The sequence below is a fragment of the Streptomyces sp. NPDC087310 genome (assembly GCF_044744405.1).
GTDB lineage: Bacteria > Actinomycetota > Actinomycetes > Streptomycetales > Streptomycetaceae > Streptomyces.
Genome location: NZ_JBIUYF010000003.1, coordinates 991,061 through 1,010,408, shown reverse-complemented (window position 1 = coordinate 1,010,408; position 19,348 = coordinate 991,061). Strand labels below are relative to the sequence as shown.

The 19,348-nt window shown below is 70.0% G+C and carries 18 protein-coding genes; 10 read left to right on the top strand and 8 right to left on the bottom strand.

Going from position 1 to position 19,348, the window contains the following annotated elements:
• A complete protein-coding gene (locus ACIO3P_RS14970; protein WP_329822169.1) occupies window positions 1–897 on the bottom strand; it encodes a hypothetical protein in 897 nt (298 codons plus the stop codon).
• Between the two features lie 169 nt (window positions 898–1,066).
• Between ACIO3P_RS14970 and ACIO3P_RS14965 the strand changes: the two genes are divergently transcribed.
• The 6 genes from ACIO3P_RS14965 to cseC all read left to right on the top strand — a co-directional run bounded on the left by ACIO3P_RS14965 (window position 1,067) and on the right by cseC (window position 6,471).
• Entirely contained in the window at window positions 1,067–1,717 is a 651-nt protein-coding gene (locus ACIO3P_RS14965; protein ID WP_329822170.1) for a phosphatase PAP2 family protein, read from the top strand.
• 171 nt (window positions 1,718–1,888) lie between these two features.
• Window positions 1,889–2,854: an A/G-specific adenine glycosylase gene (locus tag ACIO3P_RS14960; protein ID WP_401791987.1), complete on the top strand. Its 966-nt coding sequence runs from the start codon at window positions 1,889–1,891 to the stop codon at window positions 2,852–2,854.
• Between the two features lie 180 nt (window positions 2,855–3,034).
• Window positions 3,035–3,634, top strand: coding sequence for a SigE family RNA polymerase sigma factor (locus ACIO3P_RS14955; protein ID WP_329822172.1), 600 nt, complete (start codon window positions 3,035–3,037; stop codon window positions 3,632–3,634).
• Complete coding sequence (locus ACIO3P_RS14950; protein ID WP_401849558.1) at window positions 3,631–4,371, top strand: hypothetical protein; 741 nt, start codon at window positions 3,631–3,633, stop codon at window positions 4,369–4,371. Before ACIO3P_RS14955 ends, ACIO3P_RS14950 begins: the two co-directional genes overlap by 4 nt.
• Window positions 4,372–4,447: 76 nt before the next feature.
• Window positions 4,448–5,161, top strand: a complete 714-nt coding sequence (gene cseB, locus ACIO3P_RS14945; RefSeq protein WP_329822173.1) for a two-component system response regulator CseB — start codon at window positions 4,448–4,450, stop codon at window positions 5,159–5,161.
• On the top strand, window positions 5,158–6,471 hold the full coding sequence (cseC, locus tag ACIO3P_RS14940) for a two-component system sensor histidine kinase CseC (protein WP_329822174.1): 1,314 nt from the start codon (window positions 5,158–5,160) through the stop codon (window positions 6,469–6,471). Before cseB ends, cseC begins: the two co-directional genes overlap by 4 nt.
• A gap of 115 nt (window positions 6,472–6,586) precedes the next feature.
• Here cseC and ACIO3P_RS14935 read toward each other — a convergent pair whose 3' ends face one another.
• Window positions 6,587–8,248: an MDR family MFS transporter gene (locus ACIO3P_RS14935; RefSeq protein ID WP_329822175.1), complete on the bottom strand. Its 1,662-nt coding sequence runs from the start codon at window positions 8,246–8,248 to the stop codon at window positions 6,587–6,589.
• A 145-nt stretch (window positions 8,249–8,393) separates the two neighbouring features.
• Here ACIO3P_RS14935 and ACIO3P_RS14930 point away from each other — a divergent pair, with 145 nt between their 5' ends.
• The gene (locus ACIO3P_RS14930; RefSeq protein ID WP_329822176.1) at window positions 8,394–8,975 is read left to right on the top strand and encodes a helix-turn-helix domain-containing protein; all 582 of its coding nucleotides are present in this window, start codon (window positions 8,394–8,396) and stop codon (window positions 8,973–8,975) included.
• A 36-nt stretch (window positions 8,976–9,011) separates the two neighbouring features.
• Here ACIO3P_RS14930 and ACIO3P_RS14925 read toward each other — a convergent pair whose 3' ends face one another.
• Window positions 9,012–9,695 (bottom strand): M23 family metallopeptidase, encoded by a 684-nt coding sequence (locus ACIO3P_RS14925; RefSeq protein ID WP_401849504.1) that lies wholly within the window; start codon window positions 9,693–9,695, stop codon window positions 9,012–9,014.
• A 363-nt stretch (window positions 9,696–10,058) separates the two neighbouring features.
• Between ACIO3P_RS14925 and ACIO3P_RS14920 the strand changes: the two genes are divergently transcribed.
• Both ACIO3P_RS14920 and ACIO3P_RS14915 read left to right on the top strand, forming a co-directional pair.
• Entirely contained in the window at window positions 10,059–10,430 is a 372-nt protein-coding gene (locus ACIO3P_RS14920) for a trypco2 family protein (protein ID WP_329822178.1), read from the top strand.
• Window positions 10,427–13,651 (top strand): NACHT domain-containing protein, encoded by a 3,225-nt coding sequence (locus ACIO3P_RS14915; RefSeq protein WP_401849503.1) that lies wholly within the window; start codon window positions 10,427–10,429, stop codon window positions 13,649–13,651. Before ACIO3P_RS14920 ends, ACIO3P_RS14915 begins: the two co-directional genes overlap by 4 nt.
• Before the next feature lie 122 nt (window positions 13,652–13,773).
• Here ACIO3P_RS14915 and ACIO3P_RS14910 read toward each other — a convergent pair whose 3' ends face one another.
• On the bottom strand, window positions 13,774–16,296 hold the full coding sequence (locus ACIO3P_RS14910) for an ATP-dependent Clp protease ATP-binding subunit (protein ID WP_329822180.1): 2,523 nt from the start codon (window positions 16,294–16,296) through the stop codon (window positions 13,774–13,776).
• Between the two features lie 433 nt (window positions 16,297–16,729).
• Here ACIO3P_RS14910 and ACIO3P_RS14905 point away from each other — a divergent pair, with 433 nt between their 5' ends.
• Window positions 16,730–17,449, top strand: a complete 720-nt coding sequence (locus ACIO3P_RS14905) for an SCO3374 family protein (RefSeq protein ID WP_401849501.1) — start codon at window positions 16,730–16,732, stop codon at window positions 17,447–17,449.
• Here the strand turns inward: ACIO3P_RS14905 and ACIO3P_RS14900 are convergent.
• The 4 genes from ACIO3P_RS14900 to ACIO3P_RS14885 all read right to left on the bottom strand — a co-directional run bounded on the left by ACIO3P_RS14900 (window position 17,428) and on the right by ACIO3P_RS14885 (window position 19,237).
• Window positions 17,428–17,763 carry an Lsr2 family protein gene (locus tag ACIO3P_RS14900; RefSeq protein ID WP_030354444.1) on the bottom strand — a complete coding sequence of 112 codons (336 nt, stop codon included), beginning with the start codon at window positions 17,761–17,763 and terminating at the stop codon, window positions 17,428–17,430. The genes ACIO3P_RS14905 and ACIO3P_RS14900 overlap by 22 nt on opposite strands.
• A gap of 143 nt (window positions 17,764–17,906) precedes the next feature.
• Entirely contained in the window at window positions 17,907–18,446 is a 540-nt protein-coding gene (locus tag ACIO3P_RS14895; RefSeq protein WP_329822182.1) for an amino-acid N-acetyltransferase, read from the bottom strand.
• A 9-nt stretch (window positions 18,447–18,455) separates the two neighbouring features.
• A complete protein-coding gene (locus ACIO3P_RS14890; protein WP_329822183.1) occupies window positions 18,456–18,935 on the bottom strand; it encodes a BlaI/MecI/CopY family transcriptional regulator in 480 nt (159 codons plus the stop codon).
• A gap of 113 nt (window positions 18,936–19,048) precedes the next feature.
• Entirely contained in the window at window positions 19,049–19,237 is a 189-nt protein-coding gene (locus tag ACIO3P_RS14885) for a hypothetical protein (protein ID WP_329822184.1), read from the bottom strand.
• Window positions 19,238–19,348 lie beyond the last annotated feature (111 nt).

Genomic DNA, 19,348 nt, shown 5'->3' with positions numbered 1-19,348 from the left:
TCAGTCCTTCTCCAGGCGGATCGACTGCTGCCCCTGCTTGACCGTCGCGCCCGGCGCCACCGCCTCCACCAGGTACGTCCCGGGGCCGACCGCACCGGCGGGCGGGGTGGCGCACTGGGCGGCGCTGCGCCCCCGGTCCCACTCGACGGTACGGGTGACGGTGGAGCCCGCCGGTACCCGGAACAGCGCGCTGCCGGCCCGGGGGCAGTCCTTGGAGGACCAGACCTTGTCGTCGTCGGAGTCGGTGACGGTGAGCGCCACGGCCTTCGGCCCGAAGTCCGCCTTGCAGGTGGTCGCCGAGGTGTTCTTGGCGGTCAGCCGGAACACGGGCTTCTCGCCGGGCCCGTAGGCGACCTTCGTCGTGGAGAGGGTCAGCGTCAGGGAGCCCGGGGCGCAGTCCGGCAGCGAGGAGTCCCCGGGCACCTGCTGGCCCGAGGTGGTGGTGCCGGCGCCGGAGCCAGTACCGCCGCCGGAGGAGCCGGACGAGCCGGCGGAACCGGCGGAGCCGCCGCCCGACGCGCCGTCGCCGCCGCCCGAGCCCGCGCCGCCGCTGTCCCCGCCCGAGCCGGATCCGCCGGTGTCGCCGTTCTTGCCGCCGTCGGCGCCCGCGTCCGTACCGCTCTGGCCGCCGTCGTCCCCGCCGGCGCCGTCCGACTCGTCGCGACCGCCCGGCTGTTCGCTGATGGCGGGGCCCGAGCCGGAGGGGCCCGGGGTGATGGACGTCACGGGATTGGCGCCGTCGCCCTTGCCGTCGGCCTTCTTACCGCCACCTCCGCCCGAGGTGACGACCCATACGACCAGCAGAGCGAGCAGCGCGATCAGCGTCGCCGCTACTGCCCTCCGTCGCCAGTAGATGGTGGAGGGAAGCGGCCCGACCGGATTGCGCAAAGATCCCACGGCGCAAACTGTACGAGAGATCCGGGCCAACTCCCGCCCCACATGCCGCCCGTGCGCGCAAGTTTTACGGATCATCATCCCGGAGGGGCGAGTCGGGCGGCGTTCTTCGGCTGATGCGTATTCAGATGGCGGTTGGGGGAACTCGGGATGGCCTCGGTACGTTCTCCCCATGAACAGCAGCGCCACCAGCGGCCTCTATCGCGATGTCGTCGACTTCGCCCACACCACCCCTTCCTGGTTCCAGTTCCTGGCGGAAATATGGACAGAAGCCGGACTGCTCTTGTTCGGGGTCCTCTTCGTCGTGATCTGGTGGCAGGCCAGACCGACCGGCTCGCGCGCCGTGGCTGTCGCGGTGCTCGCCCCGCTCGCGACCGCCTTCGCCTACGTGTGCAGCGAAGCGTCCAAGTCGGTGATCCAGGAGGACCGGCCCTGCCGGACCGTCACGGGAGCCGTCTCCCTCATCCCCTGTCCGCCCGTGGGTGACTGGTCCTTCCCCAGCAACCACTCGACGATCGCCGGTGCCGCGGCGATCACCCTCGTGCTCGCGCGCCCCGTACTCGCGTATCTGACGGTGCCGATGGCGCTGCTGATGGCGTTCTCGCGGGTCTTCGTCGGCGTCCACTACCCGCACGACGTGGCGGTGGGCCTGGTGGTGGGCGGTGTGGTGGCCACGATCGTCGTGCTGCTCGCGGCCCGTCCCGTACAGGCGCTGGTCGAGACGATGCGCGCCAGCAGCTCGGGCGCGGCGCTCTGGCTGGCGGGTCCCGGCGACGGCGCACCGGTCGTGGCGCGCGGACGCCACAGCGCCGGCCGGAGCTGAGCCCGACCGCGGAAGAGAACGGGGAAGAGGGAAAGGCGTACTTCCGGAGAGCGTGGTGCCGTCCCGGCGCGGGGACGTTGACCCGGGCGCGTGGTGCCCTCCGGCGTACTCCGGCGTACGCCTGCCTGCTGCACCGTCCTCGCGCCCGCACATGTCAGGATCGGTGGTGCCATGACTGCTACCTCCGCGCACTCGACGCCCCCGCGCCACCCGTCGCCCCCGTCGCACCCCGCCCCGGCGGCCGGGACCGGTCCGGCCGCCCCTCCCTCCACCCTCCACACCCCCGTCATCGCGTGGTTCGAGACGCACGCCCGCGATCTGCCCTGGCGGCGCCCCGAGGCGGGCGCCTGGGGGGTGATGGTCAGCGAGTTCATGCTCCAGCAGACCCCGGTGAGCCGGGTCCTCCCGGTGTACGAGCAGTGGCTCGCCCGCTGGCCCCGCCCCGCCGACCTGGCCGCCGAGGCGCCCGGCGAGGCCGTACGCGCCTGGGGCCGGCTCGGCTACCCGCGCCGCGCGCTGCGGCTGCACGGCGCCGCGCAGGCGATAACGGAGCGGCACGGCGGTGACGTACCCCGCGAACACGCGCAACTGCTCTCGCTGCCCGGCATCGGCGAGTACACGGCCGCCGCGGTCGCGTCGTTCGCGTACGGGCAGCGGCACGCCGTGCTCGACACGAACGTCCGGCGCGTCCTGGCCCGCGCCGTGAACGGTGTCCAGTACCCGCCGAACGCGACCACCGCCGCCGAGCGGAAGCTCGCCCGTGCGCTGCTGCCCGAGGACGCGGCGACGGCGGCGCGCTGGGCCGCCTCCTCCATGGAGCTGGGCGCGCTGATCTGCACGGCGAAGAACGAGGGGTGCGCGCGCTGCCCGATCGCCGCGCGGTGCGCCTGGCAGCTCGCCGGGAAGCCGGCCCACGAGGGCCCGGCCCGGCGCGGCCAGACCTACGCGGGCACGGACCGCCAGGTGCGCGGCAAGCTCCTCGCCGTCCTGCGGGAGGCGGTCACCCCCGTACCGCAGGCGGCGTTGGACGCGGTGTGGGACGAGCCGGTGCAGCGGGCGCGTGCCCTGGACGGGCTGGTCGCGGACGGACTGGTCGAGCCCCTGGAGAACGCCCTGTACCGGCTGCCGCAGAGCTGACGCCGCTCGTCCCGGCCCCGTTACCCCGATCGGACCGCCGTTACACAACCGATGGACAGCCGTGCGTCCGCCGACGGCTGTCCCGTACAGCCTCGTGACAAGTGCTCCGTAATTTCAGTGGCGTCAGGAAAGTGCCGTCAGGGAACGGCGCGGATGATCACGGGGTCGGAGGCGGTTGGCATGGCGCAGGGTGAGGTGCTCGGATTCGAGGAGTACGTGCGGACCCGGCAGGAGGCACTTCTGCGGAGCGCCCGGCGCCTCGTACCCGATCCCGTCGACGCGCAGGATCTCCTCCAGACCGCGCTGGCCCGTACGTACGGCCGCTGGGACGGCATCGCCGACAAGTCCCTCGCCGACGCCTATCTCCGCCGCGTCATGATCAACACCCGTACGGAGTGGTGGCGCGCCCGCAAGCTCGAAGAGGTCCCCACCGAGCAGCTTCCCGACGCGAGCGTCGAGGACGGCAGCGAACAGCGCGCCGACCGCGCGCTGCTGATGGACATTCTCGGCGTTCTGGCTCCCAAGCAACGCAGCGTCGTCGTGCTGCGACACTGGGAGCAGATGAGCACGGAGGAGACGGCCGCGGCGCTCGGCATGTCGGCGGGTACGGTGAAGAGCACGCTGCACCGCGCGCTGGCACGGCTCCGGGAGGAGCTGGAGAGCCGCGCGGCCGGGAGCCGGGACGCCAACGCGCCTCAGAAGCCGGCGGTGGTCCGTCGTGACGCACGTGGCGGCCGGGGTGGCCGCCAGGAACGGGGGCGGGAGAGGTGCGCGGCCTGAGAGGCCCCGATCGGTCGGGGAGCAGATCGGCGGAGACCGGACCGGCGGGCCAGGGACCGGCGGCGGACGGACCGCCGGGGCAAGGAGCATCGGGGCGGGTGTCGATGGGGCACGCGTCCCTGGCGGCGGGCAGCACGGTTCTGGCCGGGCTCGCCGCCTTCGGGCTGCTCGCGGCCGGCTGTTCCACCGGCGGTACGGGGACCCGGGACGAGGGCGCGGCCGTGACCACACCGGTCGAGCGGGGCGTACCCCCGCACAACGCCTCGGCGGTGGCCCCCTCCGAGACCGTCGACGCGGTGTCCCTGCTCCGGGGCGACCCGAAGGTCAGCCCGCGGATCAAGGCCGATCTCAAACAGTGCGGCGAGGGCACCTATCCGGTGGACACGTCGTACGGGGACCTCACCGGCGGCGCCGCGCCCGATGTGGTGATCAACGTGATGACGTGCGGCGACGCCGTCGGCGTCGGGACGTTCGTGTACCGCGAGAAGGACAGGGCGTACGAGAACGTCTTCGCGGCCGAGGAGCCGGCGGTCTACTCCACGATCGACCGCGGCGAACTGGTCGTCACCCAGCAGGTGTACGCCAAGGGCGACCCGATGTCGTATCCCTCCGGCGAGGACGTGGTCACCTATAGCTGGGGCGACGGCAAGTTCAGCGAGCGGTACCGCGTACGCAACGACTACAGCCGGGCGGCGCCCAAGCCCGCGCCGGAGCCCTCCGTGGCCGACGACGGCTGACGCCGTACCGCCGGCCGACGGTAGCAACCACCTGACCGACACCAGCACCCGAGAACCGAGAACTGAGAGCCGCAGGATGGCAGAGACCCATGTCCTGTTCGTCGAGGACGACGACGTCATCCGCGAAGCCACCCAACTCGCGCTGGAGCGCGACGGCTTCGCGGTCACCGCGATGCCGGACGGACTCTCCGGCCTGGAGGCGTTCCGCGCGAACCGGCCCGACATCGCGCTGCTCGATGTGATGGTGCCCGGCCTGGACGGCGTCAGCCTGTGCCGGCGGATCCGTGACGAGTCGACCGTGCCCGTGATCATGCTGTCGGCGCGCGCCGACTCGATCGACGTGGTGCTCGGCCTGGAGGCGGGCGCGGACGACTACGTGACCAAGCCCTTCGACGGCGCGGTGCTCGTCGCCAGGATCCGCGCCGTACTGCGCCGCTTCGGCCACGCCGGCCGCCCGGCCGGGGAGCCGGGCGGACCGGGCGGGCAGGGCGAGCCCGACGAGCACGGCGTGCTGTCCTTCGGCGATCTGGAGATCGACACGGAGGGCATGGAGGTACGCAGGAGCGGCGCGCGGGTGGCGCTGACCCCGACGGAGATGCGGCTCCTCCTGGAGTTCTCGGCCGCGCCCGGCACGGTGCTCTCCCGGGACAAGCTGCTGGAGCGGGTCTGGGACTACGGCTGGGGCGGTGACACCCGGGTCGTGGACGTCCATGTGCAGCGGCTGCGCACCAAGATCGGGCAGGACCGGATCGACACCGTCCGCGGTTTCGGATACAAGCTCAAGGCATGAAACACCTCGTCCTGCGCACCGGCGTCAGGTGGAAGATCAGCATCGCGATCGCTGCGGTCAGCGCGCTCGTGGCGGTCGCCCTGAGCCTGGTCGTCCACAACTCGGCCCGGGTCTCCATGCTCGACAACGCGCGCGAAGTCCAGTTGGAACGGCTGCTCTTCGCCCAGCGGATGTACGACAGCACGAAGGATCCGAAGTTCGGCACCAAGGTCGACGACCCGGCGCTGCCGCGCTCCCTGGAGCAGAAGATGCGCGAGGGCAGACGTGCGACGTATGTGCAGGAGGGGGAGAACGGGGTGCCCGACGTGTGGGCGGCCGTCCCGCTCGGCAACGGCTCCGTGCTCTCGCTGCACAGCAAGTTCGCCGACCGCTCCACCACGATCATGAAGGACCTGGACCGGTCCCTGATCATCGGCTCGGTCTCGGTGGTCTTCGGCGGCTGCGCCCTCGGGGTGCTGGTCGGCGGCCAGCTCTCGCGGCGGCTGCGCAGGGCCGCCGCGGCGGCGGGCCGGGTGGCGCAGGGCAATACGGACGTACGGGTCGGGGAGGCCGTCGGCGGTGTCGTACGCGACGAGACGGACGAGCTGGCCCGCGCCGTGGACGCGCTGACGGACGCGCTGAACGAGCGGATCGAGGCGGAGCGCCGCGTCACCGCGGACATCGCCCACGAACTGCGCACCCCGGTGACGGGGCTGCTCACGGCGGCCGAACTGCTGCCGCCGGGGCGCCCCACCGAGCTGGTGCGCGACCGGGCGCAGGCCATGCGGACCCTGGTCGAGGACGTCCTTGAGGTGGCGCGGCTCGACAGCGCCTCGGAGCGGGCGGAGCTCCAGGAGATCGAGCTCGGCGAGTTCGTCGCGCGGCGGGTGGCCCTGCTCAACCCGGACATCGAGGTCCAGGTGGTCCATGACTCGTGGGTCAACACCGACCCGCGCCGGCTGGAGCGCATCCTGGGCAATCTGCTGGCCAACGCCGCCAAGCACGGCGGGACGCCGGTCGAGGTCACCGTGGAGGGGCGTGTCGTACGGATACGGGACCACGGGCCCGGCTTCCCCGAGGAGCTGCTCCGCGAGGGCCCCAGCCGCTTCCGTACGGGCGCCACGGACCGCGCGGGATACGGCCACGGCCTGGGCCTGACCATCGCCGCGGGCCAGTCCCGCGTCCTGGGCGCCCGGCTCACCTTCCGCAACGCGGCCCCCGCGGGGGCGCCGGGCAGCGGCGCGGGCGGCGCGATCGCGGTCCTCTGGCTCCCGGAGCACGCCCCGACGAACACGGGCAGCTTCCCGATGCCGCAGCACCTCCAGGACTGAGCGGCTCCGGGACTGAGCGGCACCCGTCCGGACCCCCCGACGGCCGCCGGCCCCGCCCCGCGGAGGCGGGACAGGGCCGGGAGGGGGAGGGGGAGGCAGGGAAAAGCGGTGCGGGTCAGACCGCCGGCTGGGCCTCGTCGGACTCCTTCGGCCCGGCGCCCCGCAGCGGGACCTCACGGACGAAGAACGCCACCGCGAAGCCGATCACCGCGATGCACGCGCCGAGCAGGAACGCCGAGTGCGTACCGGCGGAGACCGCCTGCTGGTACGCCTCGCGCACCACGTCCGGCAGCTTCGCCAGGCTCGCGGCGTCGAGCTGCGCGGACTGCTCCGTCACCCCGGCACCGCCGGAGCCCGCGCGGGACGCCATCTCGTCCTGCACCCGGCCGGTGAAGAGCGCGCCCATGATCGCGGCGCCGAAGGAGCCGCCGAGCGTGCGGAAGAGGGTGGTGGTGGACGAGCCGACGCCCATGTCCTTCATCTCGACGCTGTTCTGCGCGACGAGCATGGTGATCTGCATCAGGAAGCCCAGACCGGCTCCGAGCACCGCCATGTAGACGCCCGAGGTCAGCCGCGAGGTGTCCGGGCCCATCTGCGCGAGGAGGAAGAGCCCCGCGACCATCAGGCCGCTGCCCAGGATCGGGAAGATCCGGTACTTGCCGGTGTTGGTGGTGATCCGCCCCACGATCAGCGAGACCAGCATCATCGACAGGAGCATCGGCAGGAGCAGCAGACCGGAGTTGGTGGCGGAGGCGCCCTGCACGGCCTGCTGGTAGAGCGGGAGGAAGAGCACGGCGCCGAACATCACGAAGCCGGTCAGGAAGCCGACGACCGACATGATCGTGAAGTTGCGGTTGCGGAAGATGTGCAGCGGCATGATCGGTTCGGGCGCCTTGGTCTGTACGGCGACGAACCCGACGAGCGCGGCGACCCCGACGAAGATCAGCAGCAGGATCATCCCGGAGGTCCAGGCGTACTCCGTACCGCCCCAGGTCGTGACCAGCACGATCGAGGTGATGCCGATGGTCAGCAGCCCGGCACCGAGGTAGTCGACCTTGGCCTTCGAGCGCTCCTTGGCGGGCAGGTGCAGCACGGCGGTGATCATCGCGAGCGCGACGGCGCCCAGCGGCAGGTTGATGTAGAAGCTCCAGCGCCAGCCGAGGTGGTCGGTGATCGTGCCGCCGACCAGCGGTCCGCCGATCATGGCGAGGGCCATGACACCGGCCATCATGCCCTGGTACTTGCCGCGCTCCCGGGGCGGGATCAGGTCGCCGATGATGGCCATGACGCCGACCATCAGACCGCCGGCGCCGAGTCCCTGGACGGCCCGGAAGCCGATGAGCTGGCCCATGTCCTGGGCCATGCCGCTGAGCACGGACCCGATCAGGAAGACGACGATCGAGGCGAGGAAGACGCCCTTGCGTCCGTACAGGTCGCCGAGCTTGCCCCAGATCGGTGTGGAGGCCGCCGTGGCGAGGGTGTACGCGGTGACCACCCACGACAGGTGCGCGAGGCCGCCCAGCTCACCGACGATGGTCGGCATCGCCGTACCGACGATCATGTTGTCCAGCATGGCGAGCAGCATCGCGATCATCAGCGCCAGCAGGACGACGCGCACGCTGCGCGGCTGCCGCGCACCGCTCGGCGCCGCCTCCGCGGTCGCGGTCGCCGTGGCCCCCGCGTCCCCGTGCCCCCCTGTGGCTATGGCCCCCGCGGCCCCGTCCCCCGCCGGCGCCGCCTCCGCGACCGTCCCTGGCTGTTTCCCGTTCGAACTCATCGTCCCCACCGCTCCCCTGGTACACCCTGATGCCTGGTACATGTGCCTGCCGGGGCCCTTACTTGCCGACCGGCTAGCTGACTACACTGCGGTAAGGTAGACCTCTACTTGCCGGGCGTCAAGTAAGTATTTTGGGAGAGCACCCATGGGCAGCACGCAGCACCCCCGGCGGGGGAACACCCGCCAGCGCATCCAGGACGTCGCGCTGGAGCTGTTCGCGGAACAGGGGTACGAGAAGACCTCGCTGCGGGAGATCGCCGAACGGCTGGACGTCACGAAGGCGGCGCTCTACTACCACTTCAAGACCAAGGAAGACATCCTGGTCAGCCTCTTCCAGGACCTCACGCGCCCGATCGACGAACTGATCGCCTGGGGCCAGGACCAGCCGCACACCCTGGAGAGCAAGAAGGAGATCCTGCACCGCTACAGTGCGGCGCTCGCGAGCGCGGCACCGCTCTTCCGCTTCATGCAGGAGAACCAGGCGACCGTACGCGAACTGAGCGTCGGCGAGAGCTTCAAGAGCCGCATGGTCGGCCTGTTCGACCTGTTCAAGGACCCCGGCGCCTCCATGACCGACCAGGTCCGGTGCGTGAGCGCGCTCTTCACGATGCACGCGGGCACGTTCGCGCTCAAGGACGTCGAAGGAGACCCCCAGGAGAAGCGCGAAGCCATCCTGGAGGTCTCCATGGAACTGATCACCAAGGCGCACCACGGGACCACGTCCTGAGACATGGCCCCTTACGCGGTCCCTCCGTGTCAGGTGTCAGACCTTGACGCCGACGGAGCGCAGGAAGGGCACCGGGTCGACCGCGGAGCCGTAGTTCGGCGTCGTACGGATCTCGAAGTGCAGGTGCGGGCCGCTGGAGTTACCGGTGTTGCCGGACAGGGCGATCTTCTGCCCCGTCGTGACGGCCTGACCGATCCGGACGTCGATCTTCGACAGGTGCGCGTACTGCGAGTACGTGCCGTTCTTGTGCTTGACGACGATCGCGTTGCCGTACGCGGGACCGTCACCGGCGCCGTTGGGGCCGGCCTTGACGACGACGCCCTTGTGGGCGGCGTGGACGGCGGTACCGATCGGCACGGCGAAGTCCTGGCCGGAGTGCTTGTGCGACCACATCGAGCCGCCGCGGCCGAACTTCGCGCTCAGCGTGTACTTCTTGACGGGGTCGGTCCAGGCGGCGGCCTTCTTGGCGTCCGCCGCGCTCTTGCTCTGCGCGGCGTCGGCGGCCTTGGCCTGCACGGTGGCCTGCTTCTGGACGGCGGCGGCCGAGGTCACGGCCGAAACCGAGGAGCCGGCGGGGCTCGCGGCGGCGTCACCGCTGGTCGCGGCGAACGCGGTCCCGGCCCCGGCCACCATCGTCACTCCGAGTCCGGCAGCCAGAACGCCGGCACGGGCACGAAGGGCGGACGGGCGGGACAGACGGGACAGGTTGCGCTGCGACATACGGGATGAACCTCCGGGCAAGAATGGTCCCGGCACTCATGCGCCGGGCTGGCCACACCTTGGTAACCCGGACCCACCCGCATCCCAAAACACCCCATCTACGACATCTCGTCGTAGCACCGGCCGTGGCCGTCGGCCTCTTGACGCACCGCCTGTCCCGCGCACCGCACAGGCGCCGCACAGCGGGGCCTTCCTGTCGAACCCGCGCCTTCCGCACTATTCCGTCTAGTAGCGCCGAAAACGCCTGTGCGCCTTGTCACGGCCACCGGGTAGGAGGACTGTCCGTTTCGGGACCAAAGGCCCAGCCCGCGCCCTAGGCTCGGAAGCTTCCGAATCCAGGAACTTCGCCAGGGGGACACCACCATGACCGCACCGGCCCACGCCCGCCCCGACGACCACGAGCACGGTTTCGACGGCATCGAACTGGCCGACGCGATCCAGTCCGTACGCGACCAGCTCCTGGACGCCGCCACGCGCGCCACGGGCGCTCCCGTGGCCTTCGAGGTCGGTGACATCCAGATGGAGTTCACCCTGGAGCTGCGCAAGGAGGTCAAGGGCGGCGCGAAGGTCAAGGCATGGGTGGTCGAGGCCGGCGCGGACGCCTCCCGGACCTCGGGCCACACCCACAAGGTCGCCTTCACCCTGAAACCCCAGGACGCCCGCTCCGGCGCGCCCTGGAAGGTCGGCAACACGGACCACGGCAGTACGGCGGGCTTCGGCGGCGGCGCGCGGTGAGTGTCACCCGGGTCGTCGCGATCCTCGGGGAGCGGCAGGGGTCGGGCGTCCTGCTCACCCCACGCTCCGTGCTGACCTGCGCACACGTGGTCGGCGCCACGGACAGACCGACGATCGCCCACCCCGGCCGGGCGGACACCGTCACCGCCGAGGTCCAGTGGCGCGACGACACCCTGGACGCCGCCCTGCTCGTCACCGACCACGACATCCTCGCCCCGGAGGTCGCCGCGCCGCTCGGCCGCCTCCGTATCGGCGCACTCGCCACGGAGGCGCCGCTGCCGCACTGCGAGATCGTCGGCTTCCCGGACATCCAGCGGTACGGGGCGGACGGCGCCCTGGAGCTGGACCAGTACCGCGCGACGGTCCTCCCGGCGGCCGGCGCGCTCCGTTCGGCCCTGGTCTGCGAACTGAACCACCCGGCGGCGGCGGAACGCGCCGACGGCACCAGCCCCCTCCAGGGCCTCTCCGGCTCCCCGGTCTTCGCGGGCGCGGTCCTGCTCGGCATCGTCACCCAGGTGCCCCGGGGACGCGGCCACCTGCGGGTGGAGGGCGTGCCGGCGACCCGGATCCTGGAGGCGGGCGGGCCGCTCAACAGTGTCTCGGGGGTCGAGAGGGTGACCGAGGTGCATCCCCAGGACGAGCGCTTCTGCGAGCAGTACGCGAAGGCCGTCAAGGCCCGCTACCGCAAGACCCGGATCTTCGGCATCGACGAACTGGGGACGCACGAGGCGACCTGGGACCTGGACACCGCGTATCTGAGCCTGGAGGCCGGCGGGCTGGAGCGGCCGTCCGGCCTGGACAGAACGGAACCGCACCGGCCGTCCCCGGTCCAGCCGAGCCGTATCGACAACCTGCTGGCGGACCGCCCCCGCACCCTGCTGCGCGGCGAGGCGGGCGCGGGCAAGACCACCCTGGTGTGGTGGCTCGCCGCCCACGCGGCCTGCGGCACACTCGGCCCCGAACTGGCCGACCTGAACGGCCTGGTGCCGTTCGTCGTCCCGCTGCGTACGGTGCACGCCCGGGGCAACGGACTGCCGACACCGTCCCAGCTCTCCTCCGTGGCCCAGGTCCTGACCGACGACCCGCCCACCGGCTGGGCACGCCGGGTACTGGAGTCGGGCCGGGGCTTCCTCCTGGTCGACGGCGTGGACGAGTTGCCTCCCGACGAGCGCGAGCACACCCAGGTCTGGCTGAACGAACTGCTCGACCTGTACCCCGCCACCCGCTGCCTGGCCACGGTGCGCCCGCTCGCCGTCGAGGAGGAGTGGCTGCGCTCCGGACGCTTCGACGAGCTGCAACTCCTCCCGATGCGCCACGAGGACATCCAGGCGTTCGTCACGGCCTGGCACCGGGCCGCCCACCTCGAATGCGACACGTACACGGACGAACGGCGCGCCGAGTCGGAGCGCGCCGAACTCGCCACGCTGGAGACCGACCTCCAGGCACAGTTCGCCCAGAACCGAGCCCTGCGCACCCTCGCCCAGACCCCGTTGCTCTGCGCCGTCATCTGCGCCCTGCACCGCCGCCGGGGCGGCCTGCTGCCGGACACCCGCTGGGAGCTGTACCGCTCCACGCTCGCGATGCTGCTCGGCACCCGGGACAAACAACGCGGGATCGCCAACCCCGACGGCATCACGATGGGCTTCGAGGAACACCTGGAGCTGTTGCAGTCCCTGGCGGTCTGGCTGGTACGGGGCGGCCAGGCACAGCTCTCCCGCGAGGGGGCGGAGGGGCAGATCAAGGTGGCGATGCGGCGACTTTCGCAGGTCAGGTCCCAGGGGTCACCGAAGGCCGTCCTCACCCACCTGCTCAACCGCAGCGGCCTGCTCCAGGAACGCGCGGACGACGAGATCCAGTTCATCCACCGTACGTTCCAGGACTACCTGGCGGCCCGCGCGTTCGTGGAGGGCGGCTCGCTCACGGAACTGCTCCGTAACGCCCACAACGAGCAGTGGCAGGACACCGTCCTGCTGGCGGTGGGCCACTGCCGCCCGGCCGAAGTCCGCGAGCTGATCGAGGGGTTGCTGAGGAACGGGGAAGGGGCCGCTAGCCGAGCCCAACGCGTGAGCCTGTACACGCTCGCCGCTGGCTGCCTCCTCGACACCGTCGTAGTCGACGAAACAGTCAGTCAGTCGGTCGCCACCCGTATCCGCACTCTCCTGCCGCCCGAGAACAACGCCGAGGTAGAGGCATTGGCAGCCCTCGGGGCCTACGTACTGCCCCTTCTCCCGGAGCCGTCCGATCTGGCCCCGGAGGGCGCCGAGTACATGGCTGACCTCCTGTGCGCGATCGGAGGTGCTGACGCCATTCCCTACGCGAAGCAGCTCTCGCAGCATGAGAACCCGACCCTGCGGGCTCAACTTGTGGCGGGCTGGATCTCCTTCCCCGTGGAGGAGTACGCCCGTGAAGTACTCGCCGGTCTGCCTTCGTCCGATCTGTTCCTCACCGTGACCCGCCAGGAGCAGCTACGGGCGTTGCGGGAAGTGCCACATGCCACGTATGTCCACACCCTCGGCGACTTCACCCCCGCTCAGTTGCGCGACCATCTCAGCCCCGTGAGGTGCCCGTCCCTGTCCGTGTTCGGCAACCATGACCTCAGCCATGTGTCCTTCCTCGGTGAACTCACCTACCTGAGCGACCTCTACATCCAGCAGTGCCCTGAGTTGCAGGACCTTTCAGGGTTGGCAGAGGCATCGCTCACCTCGCTGGTACTGGACGTGAGCGCTCTGAGCCAGGCAGGGCTCACGCCCGTCCATCGGGCACCGAACCTGCGGTCCTTGGAGCTCGACTACGGCGATTCCCTCCTCGGACAACTCCCCATCGCACATCCCGAAGTGGAGCGCTTGGCCCTGACATGCAGCAGACCGATCGACCTCTCCTCCCTGCGGGAATGGCCCTCTCTCCGTCGCCTCGGTCTGGCCATCGGTTCCTGCACCTGGCTGCTCCATGGTTCCCCCCGAACGGTGCCCGCGCCCCAGGTCACCTCGGTCACGTTGCATCTTGAGTCGGGTTACGCCGGTCTGACATACCTGCCCGGATGGTTTCCCTCCCTCGGCACGCTCAGGCTGATCAGCAACGTGCCGGAAGCCCGACCACTGGATCTGGCACCCCTGCACCGCCTCCCCGGGCTACGGGTCACCGTCGCGTCCGAGTGGCCCGGCGTCCTGCCCACCCTCCTCGGCACCGAACCCCTCGGCGACCGCCTGACCGTAGACACCTAGCACGCCTGGGACGCCCAGGACGCCCAGGACAGACGAAAAGGGGCTGCCCCGGACCGTAATGAAACGGTCCGGGGCAGCCCCTTCAGGCGCTCAGGCCAGCAGCGTCACGCGCGCGGGGCGCGTCACGCCTCCTTCGTCAGGTTCGGGCCGCCGCCCGCTGCCTGCTCGATCGGGGGGACGTCCGGGAGAGGCGACTTCTCCTCGCCGCGGAAGGTGAACTTCTTCGCTTCACCCTCGCCCTCCGTGTCCACGACCACGATGTGACCGGGGCGCAGCTCACCGAAGAGGATCTTCTCGGAGAGGATGTCCTCGATCTCCCGCTGGATCGTCCGGCGCAGCGGCCGGGCGCCCAGGACCGGGTCGTAGCCCTTCTTCGCGAGGAGCGACTTGGCGTTCGGGCTCAGCTCAAGGCCCATGTCGCGGTCCTTGAGACGCTCGTCCACCTTGTCGACCATGAGGTCGACGATCTGGATGATGTCTTCCTCGGTGAGCTGGTGGAAGACGACCGTGTCGTCGACACGGTTGAGGAACTCGGGGCGGAAGTGCTGCTTGAGCTCTTCGTTGACCTTGTTCTTCATCCGCTCGTAGTTCGTCTTCGTGTCACCCTGCGCGGCGAAGCCCAGGTTGAAGCCCTTCGAGATGTCCCGCGTCCCGAGGTTGGTCGTCATGATGATGACCGTGTTCTTGAAGTCCACGACCCGGCCCTGGGAGTCGGTCAGGCGACCGTCCTCCAGGATCTGGAGAAGGGAATTGAAGATATCGGGGTGGGCCTTCTCGACCTCGTCGAAGAGAACGACGGAGAACGGCTTCCTGCGGACCTTCTCGGTGAGCTGGCCGCCCTCTTCGTATCCCACGTATCCGGGGGGAGAACCGAAGAGGCGGGAAACCGTGTGCTTCTCGCTGAACTCCGACATGTCGAGGGCGATCAGCGCGTCCTCGTCGCCGAAGAGGAATTCGGCGAGCGTCTTGGACAGCTCGGTCTTACCGACACCGGACGGACCGGCGAAGATGAACGAGCCTCCGGGGCGCTTCGGGTCCTTCAGACCCGCTCGCGTACGGCGGATCGCCTGCGAGAGCGCCTTGATGGCGTCCTTCTGGCCGATGACGCGCTTGTGCAGCTCGTCCTCCATGCGGAGCAGCCGGGAGGACTCCTCTTCCGTGAGCTTGAAGACCGGGATGCCCGTGGCCGTCGCCAGGACCTCGGCGATCAGCTCCTCGTCCACCTCGGCGACGACGTCCATGTCGCCGGCCTTCCACTCCTTCTCCCGCTTGGTCTTCGCGGCGAGGAGCTGCTTCTCCTTGTCACGGAGGGAGGCGGCCTTCTCGAAGTCCTGGGAGTCGATGGCCGACTCCTTGTCGCGGCGGACTCCGGCGATCTTCTCGTCGAACTCGCGGAGGTCCGGCGGCGCGGTCATCCGGCGGATGCGCATCCGGGAGCCGGCCTCGTCGATCAGGTCGATCGCCTTGTCCGGCAGGAAGCGGTCCGAGATGTAGCGGTCGGCGAGCGTCGCGGCGGCGACCAGCGCGGAGTCCGTGATGGACACGCGGTGGTGCGCCTCGTAACGGTCGCGCAGACCCTTCAGGATCTCGATCGTGTGCGGCAGCGACGGCTCCGCGACCTGGATCGGCTGGAAGCGGCGCTCAAGGGCCGCGTCCTTCTCCAGGTGCTTGCGGTACTCGTCGAGCGTCGTCGCACCGATGGTCTGGAGCTCACCGCGGGCCAGCATCGGCTTCAGGATGCTGGCGGCGTCGATCGCGCCCTCGGCGGCGCCGGCACCCACGAGGGTGTGCAGCTCGTCGATGAACAGGATGATGTCGCCGCGGGTGCGGATCTCCTTCAGGACCTTCTTCAGGCGCTCCTCGAAGTCACCGCGGTAGCGGGATCCGGCGACGAGCGCGCCGAGGTCGAGGGTGTAGAGGTGCTTGTCCTTGAGGGTCTCGGGCACCTCGCCCTTGACGATGGCCTGGGCCAGTCCTTCGACGACCGCCGTCTTGCCGACGCCGGGCTCGCCGATGAGGACCGGGTTGTTCTTCGTACGGCGGGACAGCACCTGCATGACCCGCTCGATCTCCTTCTCGCGCCCGATGACCGGGTCGAGCTTGGATTCGCGGGCGGCCTGGGTGAGATTCCGGCCGAACTGGTCGAGGACCAGGGACGTGGAGGGCGTGCCCTCCGCAGGGCCGCCCGCTGTGGCGGCCTCCTTGCCCTGGTAGCCGGAGAGCAACTGGATGACCTGCTGCCGCACCCGGTTGAGATCGGCGCCCAGCTTCACGAGGACCTGGGCGGCGACGCCCTCGCCCTCGCGGATCAGGCCGAGCAGGATGTGCTCGGTGCCGATGTAGTTGTGGCCGAGCTGAAGGGCCTCGCGGAGCGACAGCTCCAGGACCTTCTTGGCACGGGGGGTGAAGGGGATGTGCCCGGACGGGGCCTGCTGGCCCTGGCCGATGATCTCCTCCACCTGCTGGCGGACCGCCTCGAGCGAAATCCCGAGGCTCTCCAGGGCCTTAGCGGCGACACCCTCACCCTCGTGGATAAGGCCCAGGAGGATGTGCTCGGTGCCGATGTAGTTGTGGTTGAGCATCCGGGCTTCTTCCTGAGCCAGGACGACAACCCGCCGCGCGCGGTCGGTGAACCTCTCGAACATCGTTAATCGCTCCTCAGAGCGGTCAGGCAGTAAAGGGGTCGGTCCCCTCCCTGTCCTTCCGCAGCTTAGTCCCGCAAGCGGGGACCGCTCATTCCAACTGCCGACTACCTGTCCCAGGCTCCCAGCCCCGAACGCCGGACAACAGCTTCAACCTGATGGTGGGAGACGATGTTCCCGCAGGCCAGGCAGATACCCTCGCCATCACTACGCCGATGGCGAACGCGAGACGCCAGGAACCGCGTGTCGCCCCTTCCCACTAGGAATGTCTTACCCGCAGGCACCGACACTCCATGCGGCGCGCCCCGATTCACTCCGCTACGGGCGAACAACCTTGCGCTCCCCGACGCGCCCGCGCGCCCCCGGATCGAGGACTGTGGGCGACGGGGTGCCCACTCACCGTAACTCCGGGCGGGGATCGGGAGTTCCCCGGGGTATGGCTCCGACTGTTCCGACTGTTCCGTCTCCCCGCACGCCGTCCGACGACGGCCGCGCCCCCTGGCACGCGCGGTACACGGAACCGTACGCGGAGCGGTGCGACGGCTGGTACGCGGACTGGTACGCGGACGGGCTCGGCTGGCCGACGGTGTCCGGGCCGCCGCTCGGGCTGCTCACCGGGGTCCGTTTCGACGTGCTGGAGCTGCCCGCGGACGCGGGCGCGGCGCTGCTGCGGCGGATCGGCCCCGCGAGCGGTCCGGTGGCGCTCAGCGGATGCGGCGGCCTGGTCCGGCTGCTGGTGGCCGAGGGGAGCGCGGACGAACTGCCCGGGCTGCTCGACTGGCTGGACTGGGGCGGTATCGCCCTGGGGCTGACGGCGCTCGGCGCGGGCGGGCGGATGACCGCCCCCGTACCGGCCGTCACACCGGCGATCCTGCCCGTGACCGTACGGAGTACCGCTCCCCCGCGGCGGACCGGTGGGGGCACCACCGCGCCGGGGGCCGCCGTATGGCTGCGGCCCCCCGAGCCTGGACGCGAGGTGGAACCGACGCTGCCGGCGTTCGCTCTCTCCGGACGGGGGGACGGTAACGGGGGCAGTGGTGGGGGTGCCCCCGATCTCGTACGGCTTGTGGACGCGGCGGCCACCGAGTGCCACCGGGCCCGCTTGCTGCGCGGAAATGTGTTCCGAGCGAATACTCAGCCGTTGGCCTTCTCGTAGGCTTCACGGATCTCGGCGGGAACACGGCCGCGGTCGTTGACGCTGTAGCCGTTCTCCTTCGCCCACTTGCGGATTTCGGCGGTGTCCTTGTTGCCACCGGCCGCTACGCGGCCCTTGCCACGGCTGCCCGCGGCGCGGCCACCGGTACGCCGGCCACCCTTGGTGTACGGATCGAGGAGACCCCGCAGCTTGTCCGCATTGGCCGTGGTGAGGTCGATCTCGTAGGTCTTGCCATCCAGAGCGAACGTCACCGTCTCGTCCGCCTCGCCGCCGTCGAGGTCATCGACAAGAAGGACCTGAACCTTCTGTGCCACCGGATTTCCTTTCATCGAAAATGCAGTACGCGGAAAGGAAACCGCTTTTCTCAGGAAAACACAAACCCCCGGGAGAGGTTCACAGCCGCAACAGGACGGGAAACGTGCGCGATTCGGACATGGAGCTCTGCGGAGTCGGACGATCACAGATGCAGAAGCATCCGGCTGTTGCCCAAGGTGTTCGGCTTCACCCGTTCGAGACCCAGGAACTCGGCAACACCCTCGTCATAGGAACGCAGCAGCTCTCGGTACACATCTCGGCCGACCGGGGTCTCACCGATCTCCTCGAAGCCCCGCTTCGCGAAGAACTCGACTTCGAAGGTCAGGCAGAATACCCGGCGCACTCCGAGCCAGCGGGCCGTCTCCAGCAACTTGTCCAGGAGAAGATGGCCCGCGCCGGCCCCCTTGACCGCAGGATCAACGGCCAGTGTGCGCACTTCGGCAAGGTCCTCCCACATCACGTGCAAGGCACCGCAGCCGATGACGCTCGCGTCCGCGTCGCGTTCCGCGACCCAGAACTCCTGGATGTCCTCGTAAAGCGTCACCGGCGCTTTGTCGAGCAGGATGCCTTCGCTCACGTAAGGGTCGACAAGACGCCGGATCGCCGGTACATCCCTGGTCCTGGCCCGCCGGACGGTGAGGGCATTTGCATCGGCATTGGTAACGGATGGCACTGAGGGCATGACCGGACGCTATCGCCCCGCCCCGGAACCCTCGTCGGCGCCCTCTCCCGGCCGGCCCTCCGGGGCTTCGGGGACTTCGGGGGTTTCGAGCGCTTCAAGGGGTTCCGGGACATCCGGTACGCCGGGACCGTTCACCCGGACCATACGGACGGCGTCCTCAAGGGCTTGGCGCTGCTCGGCCGACATCATGCCGAAGAAGGCGACCAGAGCCGCGGCCGGATTGTCACTCTTCGACCAGGCTTCGTTCATCAGTGCCGCGGCGTAGGCGGCGCGGGTGGAGACCGCCGTATATCGATAGGCGCGGCCGTCCACTTCCCGGCGCACCCAGCCCTTCTGATGAAGATTGTCCATTACGGTCATGACGGTGGTGTAGGCGATGGACCGTTCCCGCTGAAGGTCTTCGAGGACTTCCCGGACGGTGACCGGACGGTTCCATTGCCAGACGCGTGTCATGACGGCGTCTTCCAGGTCTCCCAATTGACGGGGCACTCCGCCACCATAGTGCGAGATGTCCGAATGGCCGGTTATTGACGTAACAAAAAGGACGTACGACTGGATTCCAGTCGTACGTCCGTACGTCCGGTGCCCCGGACGGGGGTCCCTCAGACGCGGTGCGCCTCCGGGGCGCCGCCATGCTGCCCGGCAGCCTCCGCGCGGGCCAGGGCCGCGTCGACCGCCGCGTCCTCCTTGGCCTTGTTGGGGCCGCCCTGGCTCTTGACGATCGTCCTGACCAGGAGGGTGAAGAACGTGGCCATGACCACGGGGGGCAGCAGCGCGGAGACGTAGTCCATGCCGTACAGGGTAGCCAGGGCCTTTCGTTCGGGTCTGGCTGGGTCAGGGAGCGGGGTCTGGTGCCGTGGATCGCAAGGCGGAGGAGGGAGGCGACGCGGAGCGTCGTGGAC

Coding starts and splice junctions, on each gene's coding strand:
- ACIO3P_RS14965 (WP_329822170.1), top strand. CDS start 1,067: ATGAACAGCAGCGCCACCAGCGGCCTCTATCGCGATGTCGTCGACTTC.
- ACIO3P_RS14960 (WP_401791987.1), top strand. CDS start 1,889: ATGACTGCTACCTCCGCGCACTCGACGCCCCCGCGCCACCCGTCGCCC.
- ACIO3P_RS14955 (WP_329822172.1), top strand. CDS start 3,035: ATGGCGCAGGGTGAGGTGCTCGGATTCGAGGAGTACGTGCGGACCCGG.
- cseB (WP_329822173.1), top strand. CDS start 4,448: ATGGCAGAGACCCATGTCCTGTTCGTCGAGGACGACGACGTCATCCGC.
- cseC (WP_329822174.1), top strand. CDS start 5,158: ATGAAACACCTCGTCCTGCGCACCGGCGTCAGGTGGAAGATCAGCATC.
- ACIO3P_RS14935 (WP_329822175.1), bottom strand. CDS start 8,248: ATGAGTTCGAACGGGAAACAGCCAGGGACGGTCGCGGAGGCGGCGCCG.
- ACIO3P_RS14930 (WP_329822176.1), top strand. CDS start 8,394: ATGGGCAGCACGCAGCACCCCCGGCGGGGGAACACCCGCCAGCGCATC.
- ACIO3P_RS14925 (WP_401849504.1), bottom strand. CDS start 9,695: ATGTCGCAGCGCAACCTGTCCCGTCTGTCCCGCCCGTCCGCCCTTCGT.
- ACIO3P_RS14920 (WP_329822178.1), top strand. CDS start 10,059: ATGACCGCACCGGCCCACGCCCGCCCCGACGACCACGAGCACGGTTTC.
- ACIO3P_RS14910 (WP_329822180.1), bottom strand. CDS start 16,296: ATGTTCGAGAGGTTCACCGACCGCGCGCGGCGGGTTGTCGTCCTGGCT.
- ACIO3P_RS14905 (WP_401849501.1), top strand. CDS start 16,730: ATGGCTCCGACTGTTCCGACTGTTCCGTCTCCCCGCACGCCGTCCGAC.
- ACIO3P_RS14895 (WP_329822182.1), bottom strand. CDS start 18,446: ATGCCCTCAGTGCCATCCGTTACCAATGCCGATGCAAATGCCCTCACC.
- ACIO3P_RS14885 (WP_329822184.1), bottom strand. CDS start 19,237: ATGGACTACGTCTCCGCGCTGCTGCCCCCCGTGGTCATGGCCACGTTC.